Annotated in this window: 6 protein-coding genes; all 6 read right to left on the bottom strand. The window is 46.3% G+C overall.

Annotated features, from left to right (window positions below):
- Positions 1-130 precede the first annotated feature (130 nt).
- Positions 131-2,485: an endonuclease MutS2 gene (locus Q0200_RS05145; protein ID WP_297938587.1), complete on the bottom strand. Its 2,355-nt coding sequence runs from the start codon at positions 2,483-2,485 to the stop codon at positions 131-133.
- Positions 2,486-2,833, bottom strand: coding sequence for a hypothetical protein (locus Q0200_RS05140; protein ID WP_009493428.1), 348 nt, complete (start codon positions 2,831-2,833; stop codon positions 2,486-2,488).
- Positions 2,830-4,305 (bottom strand): UDP-N-acetylmuramate--L-alanine ligase, encoded by a 1,476-nt coding sequence (gene murC, locus Q0200_RS05135; protein WP_297938584.1) that lies wholly within the window; start codon positions 4,303-4,305, stop codon positions 2,830-2,832. The genes Q0200_RS05140 and murC overlap by 4 nt, the downstream gene beginning before the upstream one ends.
- A 356-nt stretch (positions 4,306-4,661) precedes the next feature.
- Positions 4,662-5,021 carry an MmcQ/YjbR family DNA-binding protein gene (locus Q0200_RS05130; protein WP_297938582.1) on the bottom strand — a complete coding sequence of 120 codons (360 nt, stop codon included), beginning with the start codon at positions 5,019-5,021 and terminating at the stop codon, positions 4,662-4,664.
- Positions 5,018-5,620, bottom strand: a complete 603-nt coding sequence (locus Q0200_RS05125) for a DNA-3-methyladenine glycosylase I (RefSeq protein WP_297938579.1) — start codon at positions 5,618-5,620, stop codon at positions 5,018-5,020. Before Q0200_RS05125 ends, Q0200_RS05130 begins: the two co-directional genes overlap by 4 nt.
- Before the next feature lie 504 nt (positions 5,621-6,124).
- The coding region (locus Q0200_RS05120; protein ID WP_297938577.1) for a surface layer protein SapB11 at positions 6,125-10,046 on the bottom strand (3,922 nt) is incomplete at its 5' end.

Below are 10,046 nucleotides of genomic sequence, written 5' to 3'. Positions count from 1 at the left end.
GGCGTAGGATTTTTGTTCTAGACGAGGCGGAAACGACGGAGGCAAGGGAGCGGACCAGTCGTCCGTGACCGAAGCCGACCGAGTTTCCAACGAAGTATAAAGGAAAAAGACAAGCCGTAGCAAGGCAAATTTACAGCCTTACTATCTGTGCTCCAAATCCCCCCTGCCCCGCCGGCGCATCAAAAAACTCTTTCACGCTCGGATGCTCACGCAAGAAGTTTTTGACCGCGTAGGCGAGCTTGCCCGTGCCGATGCCGTGATACACCTGCACCTCGTCAAAGCCCATCACTAGGCTATCTGAGATAAATTTATCGAGCTTTTGCACCGCCTCGTCCGCGCGCAGTCCATGTAGATCGAGCGTGACGCTAGCGTTTTGCGGCTTTTGCACGCTTAGATTTATGCCTGATTTCTTAGGCGGTGCGGGCGTTTCGCCGCTGATTTTTAGCTGATTTATCGGCACGCGCATACTCACGTTATCCGTTTGTATCACGGCGTCATTTTTGCTAAGGCTTGCCACGACGCCTTTTATCTTGCCGTATTTTACGCGGTCGCCGACTTTTAGCTCGGGCGGGGCGGAGATTTCGGGCTTTTGCACAGCGCGTTTAGCCTCGTTTGCGCGGTTTAGGGCGCGCTGTTTTTCTTTGGTATCGTCTAGATTTATCGCGCGTCTAGCCTCGTTTATCGCCTTAAAATACTCTCGCTCCAGCCGCGTTATAACCTCGTGCTGCTCGGCCTCGGCGCGCTCTTTTTGCTCTTTTAAATTTTCGATTAACGAGTCTAGCTTTTGCTCTTTTTTCTCGGCGCTTTCGAGCTTTTCTTTGAGCTGCACCTCTAAATTTAACGTCTTTGTGATGATTTCGTTTAGATTTTCTTTGTCTTCGCCGTAGATTTTCTTCGCCTGCGCGACCAAATTTGCCGCGATGCCGTATCTAGCTGCGGTCTCAAAGGCGTATGATTTGCCGATCGTACCCTTTAAAAACTCAAATTTAGGCCGCGAGTTTTCCTCGTCGTAAAGCGCGGCGACGAGCTCGACGTCTGGGTTTTTAGCTAGCAGCATAGCAAGGCGCTTGTGGTGGGTGGTGATGATCATCTTGATATCCTGACCCATCAGCCGCTCGATCATAACGCCGTATAGGCTCGCCGCCTCCTCAAAGTCCGTTCCAAGCTCGATCTCATCGACTCCGATGAGCAAATTTTTCTTCGTAAAAAGCTTAGAAAAATGCACCATACGTCCCGCAAAGGTCGAGATGTCGTTTTTCACGTTTTGCGGATCCTCGATAATGGCGTCAAATTCCTTGAAATTTCCGATCTGCGATTTTTGCGCGTTTATACGCATCGGCAGTAGGTATTTAGCTAGAAACGCAGCCGCTACCAGCGATTTTAGCAGCATCGATTTACCGCCCGCGTTTACGCCGGTGATTAAAAGCACCTTTTTACTAAAGTCGATGCTGATACTTTTTGGATTTTTTAGCGCGGGGTGGGCGAAATTTGCTAGTTTTAAATTTGACCCGCCGCTTGGTAGCACGAACTCAAAATCTGCGCTTTTAGCAGTAAAAACACGCGCGCAATAGGCGTCAAACACGTCAAACGCGCCGTTTATAAATTTTAAAAACAGGAGGCCCTTGTGCATCGCGGAGCTAAAAATTTTGCAGTGCTCGTAGACGATTTCCTCTTTTTTATCCAGCAGCTCACTTTGCTCTTTTTTGAGTTTTTGTATGTTTTCGGGTGCGACGTAGAAGTAGCCGCCCGAGCTTCTAGCCACGACCGTGCCCTTTAGCACGTGGTTAAACCCGCCTCGCACGAGCAGCGCCTCGACCGAGCTGATGTAGTGCACCTGCGTATCGACGAGGTATGGCGTGATGGATTTTGAGTAGATGAGACGGCGCAGATCGGCGTCTATTTGCGCTCTTTTGGCGCTAAAGGCGTCTCTGATACCGCTTAGGCGCTCGTCCACTTCGTCTTTTAGCTCGCCGTTTTTATCAAATGAGTTTGCGAGCTTTAGCATCGGCTGCGGGATCTCGATTTTAGCGAGCCACTCGCCCAGTTTGCCCTCAAATTTAAGCGTTTTTAGATAGGTAAAGTAGCTAATTATCTTGGCAAACTCGAAAATCTCGCTCACATGCAGCGTGGCTTGTTTGCTCAGGCGCATAAGCGCGTCGTCTAGGTTTTGAGCCGGTGCTGGAGGGTCAAACTGCTTTTGCGAGAGTTCTAAAATTTTTTCATAATGCAACCTACTGTCGCCCGCCATAAAAAGCGGCTTAGGGCGCGCTAAAAAGGAGTTAAACCTCTCCATATAGCTTTGCAAATCTAAAATTTTTATAAGCCGCTCAAAGCCTTCCGCGTTTGTAAATTCTTTTTGATCTCGGTGCGCCGCAGCGTCAAAGACATCGCCGTTTCTTTGCTCGCGCGAGCCGATATTTTCGCATCCGCTTGCTTCCCAAACGCCGCTTTTAGTCAAATTTTGATTATCTTTAAAAATTCGCAATTATTCGCCTTTAAATTCGCAGCCATCAAGCGCGATCTTGACGCTGTTTAGCTCCTTTGCCGCGCGTTTTGCGACGAAGGATGACGTGCCGAACTCGTAGTTAAATTTAGTGTTATTTACGTCGAAATTTCCGCATTTTAGGGTTTTGCCTTGGTTAAAAAGTGCGACTAGCTCCAGCCTTTTGCCCTGCTCGCTTTCTAGCCTTGTCTCGTAAAAATACAGCGCCGCCGCGACAAAAATAACCGAAAAAGTGATGATAAATTTCGCCTTTTTGCTTAGCTTCTCGTCGCTCACGCTAAATATCGCGATCGCGGCAAGCACGCCTAAAAGTACGATTATGACCCTCATGCGTCGCCTCTTAGCTGATATGTGATGTCGCCCGCGCCAAAGCCGATCACTAGACCGTCATCGAGTAGGTTTTTTACGCCAAACTCGTCCGTAAAAGCAATCCCATCGCCCTCGCGCGCGACTTTTTGCGTCATCACTGGGTTGTAGCGTTTAAACTCCTCTTTTAAATTTATATCTATGGACGCCTCGCCAGCGGCGTAAACAGGCAGGATAACTAGCTCGTCTATGCCCTCAAAGCACTCTTTAAAGCCCTGCAAATTTGCGCTCAGACGCGTAAATCTGTGCGGCTGAAAGATCGCCGTAATCTTAGTGATGCCCAGTAGCTTGGCGTATTCAAAGACCGATTGCAAAGTGGCCTTGATCTCGGTCGGATGGTGCGCGTAGTCGTCGATGAGCACAAATTTTCTACTCGCAGTGAGGATGTCGAAGCGCTTTTTGATACCTTTAAAATTTAGTAAATTTTGCCTAATTTGCGCCAGAGACGTTTCGTTTAACGCCGCAAGTATGGCTAGCGACGCGTCCACGGCGATGTGCTCGCCCATGCCCAGCACCTCAAATTTGCCTAAATTTTTAAGATTAAACGCGGTATAAGGCACAAAATCACGCACGATCATGCTAAGCTCGGTTATATCGACGCTTGGATAAAGGCGCACGGCGTCGAGCTTTAGCGTACCCAAAAACTCGTCCTCGGCATTTATCACACGCACCTTGGCTCGCTCCAAAAAGCCTCGATACGCCGCGTGAAATTTCTCCAAATCATAGCCGTAGTGCTCCATGTGCTCGGGCTCGGCGTTAGTCACGACGGCTAGATACGGGTTTGAGTTGAGAAAACTACTATCGCTCTCGTCAGCCTCGAAGATGACGTTGTCGCAGGGCTCGTATTTCATATTTGAACCAAACTGCTTACTGATCGCGCCGATGATGACAGAGCCCTCCACGAGGCTAGAGAGCATCGCCGAGGTCGTGCTTTTGCCGTGCGCGCCCGCTACCGAAAACACGCGCTTGCCTTCAAGCACCATCGGTAGAGCCTCTTTGCGCGATAGGCACTGCAAGCCCTTACTTCGCGCTTCGACGAGTTCGACGTTATCAGGTTTTATCGCGGCAGAGTAGATGACGAAGTCCTGATCCCTGATCGCGGCCTTGCTGTGCGGCGTGATGACGTCGATGCCCTGCGCGGCTAGCTCGCGCGTGGTCGGACTTTCTTTGATGTCGCTACCGCTAATGATGAAGCCTTTTTCGTGCAAAAACCGCGCGATCGCCGAGATGCCGATACCGCCTATACCGATAAAATGGACCTTTTTGCGCTCGAAGTTTTGCTCTTTTGCGCGAGCTCTTTCGTCGGCATGGGTCGCTTGTCCGCTTAAATTTGACTGCGCTAAATTTTCGCGACCGGGATTTGACGCCCCGCCCGCTTCTACCGTACGGTGAAGCCCGCTTGCTTGGTTAAAATTTCCTTGTTTTAAGTTTTCCACTCGTTTTCCTTGCTGGTTCCTAAAATACCAAATCCCGCGCCCAAGTCTGCGGCCTTAGGCTTATTTTACCCGCAAACGGCATATCTTTTAGCGCCTCGCCGCTTGCCGTTACGCTTAAAGTTCGCGTGATTTTTCTTTAAATTTATTAGCCCGATTTTAGCGAAAATGAAATATCAAGACGCTGAAAAGGCGAAATTTACGCGAGTTAGCCGTTTAAAATCGGCAAGGTACTAACCGCCCGAATTCGGCGCAAAGGGTTTGCGTTAAATTTAGCTCCAAATTTAGCCGCTTTCTAGCAAGCCGGGTTCGCCAAAATCAGAAAAAGCGCTTAGCTAAAACGGGCTCTTTTAGGCATTTTACCGCGTCAGCTCAAAGCTAAGATCTATCAGATCCTCCACCTGCCCCGGCGCGATTTTGGAGCTTAAATTTACGCTGATCCAGTGCTTTTTATTCATATGATAGGCGGGCAAAATTTGTTCCCCGTCGTGCAGGATCGCCGCTAGATCGGGCTTGCATTTTAGATTTAGTATCTCTAGCGCATCGCCGCTTTTAAGCCCCAGCTTGCCGCCGTCCGCGCGCATAAAAACGGCGAACCATTTTTGGTTTTTCGCGTGGCGAAACACGGCAAATTCCGGGTGCTTGTCAAATATCCGCTCGTCCTGCGCGCCGAATTTCTCCTCAATGTAGCTAAAAACTCGCTTGCGTGCGGGCATCATCTGCCTCCTTTGCAAAAGCAAGCATCCAGATGATCGTCCACGACGCCCGCGCTTTGCAAAAACGCATAGACGCTCGTGGGTCCTAGAAATTTAAATCCGCGCTTTTTCATCTCTTTTGCGATAAACTCTGCAAGCGGCGTGGTAGCGGGGACTTGTTTTATGTTTTCATAGTGATTTACGATGGGCTTGCCGTCAAATTTTGGATCAAATTTAGGCAAAAGATAGCCCCAAAGATAGTCGTAAAAGCTGCCGAATTCGCCCACCACGGCGAGGAATGCGCGGGCGTTTGCGGCAAGCGAGTTTAGCTTTAGGCGGTTTCTTATTAGTGCCGGATTTTGCATAAATTTCGCCGTATGCTCCTCGCCGTAGAGCGAAATTTTGCGCGCGTCAAATCCATCAAACGCCGCTCGCATCGCCTCGCGCTTAAGTAGCACGGCATGCCACGATATGCCCGCCTGAAAGCCCTCCAAAATTATAAGCTCGAAAAATTTCGCATTGTCTTTTATGAGCTTGCCCCACTCCTCGTCGTGATATACGCGCTCCAGCTCGCTTTTCTCCGCCCGGTCGCAGCGGATTTTAGATTTTTGAGTATTTTGCAAATTTAACTTCCCTGCTTGGATAAATTTTAAAAGATTGTAGCGAAATTTGACTCAAACAAGGCGATAAGAAATTAAATTTATCCGCCAAAATTTATTTTTGATGCTGCTTTTTGCAAATTCGATTTCCAAGTTAAAAGTATCGCAAGCTAAATTTGACTTATGATACAAAACTGGGTTTACTAGTATTTTGGTGCCGACTTTAGAATTACGTATAATTTTAAGCCAAGACTATACCTTAACTACAAGGACGGCGAAGCAAATACGTCAAAAGCCGAAAACGACTTCTACCGACGACTGCAAGAAACGCGAACGAGATCAAATTTACCGACGTTATCGCATAATCTTAATTAAAAAATGAATTAAATAAAGTTACGATTTGCGGTTTATTTTATCGATTTGATTTGAAAAAGATTAAGATTTATAAAAATAGTATGAAATAAAATTATGCGGAGAAAAATATTTATATATAAAAAAAACAGGCGGCATAAGCCGCCTGAAAGGAGATTAAGCCTGATCAAGACTATCGATAGTGATAGTACCTTTTTCAGGATCAACAGAGTATTTTAGGTTTTCTAGGTTTACGCCCGCAAGTCTTACGATGGTATCCTCAGCGCCTATGGTATTGCTACCGTTATATGCTACGGCTTGCTTATCGTAAACTAGATACGTATCGCCCTTCCAAGAGAACGCATATAGTCTATCGTTGTGAGCGTCGTAGTTTCCGCTAGCGCTAATATATCTAGTATAGCCCATAACTATGTTATCGCCGGTCATGTTAGTACTATTGGCATCTGCAAATTTGCTGAAATACGTATAATTTGCACTCCAATGTGTAGTATCGTTACCCCATAGTCTATTGTCTGCTATAGCATGGTTTACCGCCTGGATCAAGGTATCTAGGCCGGCCACCGTACTCAAATCGGTAAGCTTAGAGTTAACCGTTACTTTAATAGTGTTGTGAGCGTCATAGAAGCTCTGATCGTTAGCGCTTATGCCGCCGGTATATTTATCGCTATTAGTAGACGTTTGAACGATTACGCTCTTTATTAAGTTATTAGCGGTTGGAGCAGTTGTGTGAGCTGATTTAGTACTTGCTACGCCTGAGTTTTGGATAACTACCTGACCGTTTGTGCCTACCACTGGAGTGCCTTGCTGAGTTCCGCCGCCTGCAGTCTGGTTAACGTCGGTATATGTATTGTAGTACATTCTTCCAGCCACTTCAGTATGCTTAGCCGTATCAAAGAATAGATTTCCTTGCTTTATCATAGTAAGGCCGGTGAAAGGCGTAGCGGTACCGTTGTTTGCATAGTAGCTTACAGTGCCGCCGCCGACTTGCGTTACCGACCATGTGGCCCAAGCTAAGCCGTTAGGGTCCAGGCCAGTAGCAGTTCCTTGCGTCCAACCGGTAGGTAGAGCTTGTCCGGCATCCGCAGCAGCTACACTAGCATCCGTAGACAACGTAGCTTTTACAGCCGCCTTACCAGGCTCGTAGAATGGACTAACAGCATTATTAAAGCCGCGATTACCGCTTGCGTCTATGGCGATATTGGTGCCTGCCGCTGCAGCCGCAGCATTTCCCGTTTGCCAAGCGAAGTCGCCGTGGTTAGCCTTGTACTGATATCTGTCGCCGCCCCAGTGACCGGTAGTGGTTCCTTGTTGGAGATTTTCCTCAAAAGCTGCCGTTCCGGTCGGAGTATTGTAGCCGTACACCGTGCTTGTAGCATTACCGGAAGTGGTTCCCGTTATAGTTAGCGGAGGAGTAGTGCTATTTGCCGTAGCCGTATTTAAGGTAGTACCAAAGGTCTGACCGTGCGCAGCGGCGCTAGTGCTAGCATCAGGGTGGTTGCCTGTATAGAATTGAACTTTGTCGCTACCGTATGCTTTTACGGCGCCCCAGTTAGAGTCTTTGCTGTCGCCGCTTGGATCTCTTGGATCGTAGCCGTGTGCGAAATAATCCGCTAGCTTGATCTTATCGCCTGCTTCTATATTTTTGATAGTAACGATTTTACTTACCGTAGTATCTGTTTTAGCTCTACTTACGTCAAATAGATCGCGTCCTTTGCCGCCGTCGATGATGATCTCGGTGTTTGCCGCTAATTTACCAACGTGGATGATATCGTCTCCGTCGCCTAGATCTACGTTTAGTTTGCCGGTGCCGTTAGCTGCGGCCATATCGTTAGCTAGCAATACCACGTCGTTACCTTGCGTACCTTTGATCTCTTTAAGCATAGCATGAGCATTTGTACCTAGGTCGCTCTTTTCTCTTACTAGATCCGTAGACGGTCTACCTAGCGACACTGACGTACCGTCGACATTTTTATGCGTCCACTTAGTACCGGTAAAGTTAGGAGCATCATTACCCGTAACGCCTGTTCTAGCGCCAAAATCAGGTAAGGTTGAAGTAGCTTTAAAGCTTGTAGGAGTATTGTAGTTATCCGAAAGAGGATTTTTTAGGTTTGATTGACCTGCATTACCGAAACCTTGATTTAGGGCTTGGTTATGCCAAGTGCTATATCCGCTATTGGTACCGCCCATTTGGCTTGTCGTATCGGTAGAATACGCAACTTCAGATAGATTCAACCATGAAGTAGATCCTGCTTTTACTGCGCTTAGATCTATCGTCTCTAGTTTTGAAGTAGTCGCAGCGTTAAATTTAGGATTTACGATAAGGTTGATATCCTCGCCTTGCGCGACGAATTTTTTAAGATCCGCCGGAGAAGCCGTACCGTCGTCAAATTTAGCGTATACGTCTGTTTTTTCGCCGGTTTGAACGCCTTTAACATTAAGGTTTACGACGTCTTGATTAGCTCTAGCTCCGCCGAAATTTACCTTGATAGCATTAGGAGTGGAGTAATTTTGACCGCTCCAGCTGTAATGGTCGCTATACAAACCGGTATCTATCTGATCGCTATAATATGTAGGAGTGGTAAATACGGCTCCTTTGAAATTAATATTTTGTCCAAAAAGTTCGCCTATGTTGTATGAGCCTGCCATTTGAGACATATCTATCGTGTTGTTTATGGTTTTGTCGTTACCGATTTTACCCACCGAATTCGTATATGAAGATGAGCTAGTATACTGTCCACCGCCGCTTGCGATGCTGACGTTACCTCTTGCATTGCCTGGATTGATCTCTATATCTCTTGCGGATATATTACCTATCAAAAGATTTGTAATGTTGTTACCGTTTACGCTAAATGTAGCGTCGGTAACGATAGAGTTATCGGCTGTTGCGTATTGGAAGTTGTAAGTCGTAGAAGTATTGGTAAAAAAGTTCTGCATATTAGAACCGGGAGTCGGGTTGTTTGCAGTAGCAGCTATAGGGTTTATACCGTTTACAATCTCTACGTTGCCAGCGATATCGTTTAATTGCACAGCAATAGAACCCTTCGTAAATACGCCTTTATTTGCTTTAAACGAATTAAGGTGCTCAGCAGTGATAGCTATAGACTGAGTAGCCGTAGCGGCTGCCGTAGTGCCTTCACCGATCACGTTATCTATGAAATAAATATTACCGGTCTTAATGTTATTTGACGCAAGACCTCTAGCGTTGATCTGCTCGATATCGTTAAACTGTTTATTGCTGTAAGCTTCAAAGTTGTTATCAGTGTTGATATTGAAAACTTTTAACTTTTCAAAGAACGTTGCATCTAGATTACTTAGGATGCTTGACTTTGAATTTACGGTTAGTTTTTCAAGAGTCTTTGCCTGCATAGGAACTGTAGAAGATAAATCATGAACAGCTATGTTTGTAAGGCTCATACCCGTATTGTTAGCTACGCTATTTCCATATGTGCCGATAGAGTTGAAATTTACGGTTATATCTTTAGCTTTTGGAGCTATGATGCCTATGCCTTCGTTTGCGTGCATTTTGTTAGTATCTACCCAAGCAGCGCTAGCGCCGGCTCCGCCGATCTTTTGAGCATATACGTTTTTATCTACGTTTACCGTTACTCTTTCGCTTTCATCTGCAGCTACATAAGCAGTAACCTGACTGCGTAGTCCAGGAGTAACAGGATTGATAATTGCGTTACCGTTAACGTCTTGCGGATCGATTGTGTTTGTTATATTGATCTCTTGCAAATAGCCGTTTTTAAACTCGACTCTACCGTAAGGGCCAGAGGCTACATCGGTATTTTCCGGATCAGGCTTGTCTACCGTAACGCTTTTTATAGTAGAGTTTGTAACTACTAGGTTGCTCTTTGTTTTTGTAGTGTTAAGAGCCGTTACGTCTGAACCGGCAAAATCTATACTTGCAGTATCATTTGCCGTACCGGTATATACTTTTTGTATATTTACCTTTTCTATGTTGTTTACGGTAAATTTGTTCTCTTTTGCTTTTAATCTTTCGATACTTAGAGTATCTTTACCAGTACCGCCGTCTATATCGAAATTTGTTTTATTTGTAGCATCTACATCTTTAAAG

The organism is uncultured Campylobacter sp., assembly GCF_938045225.1.
Classification (GTDB): Bacteria; Campylobacterota; Campylobacteria; order Campylobacterales; family Campylobacteraceae; genus Campylobacter_A.
Note: the sequence above shows the minus strand (reverse complement) of the source record. Positions and strands in the feature narration are given on the sequence as shown.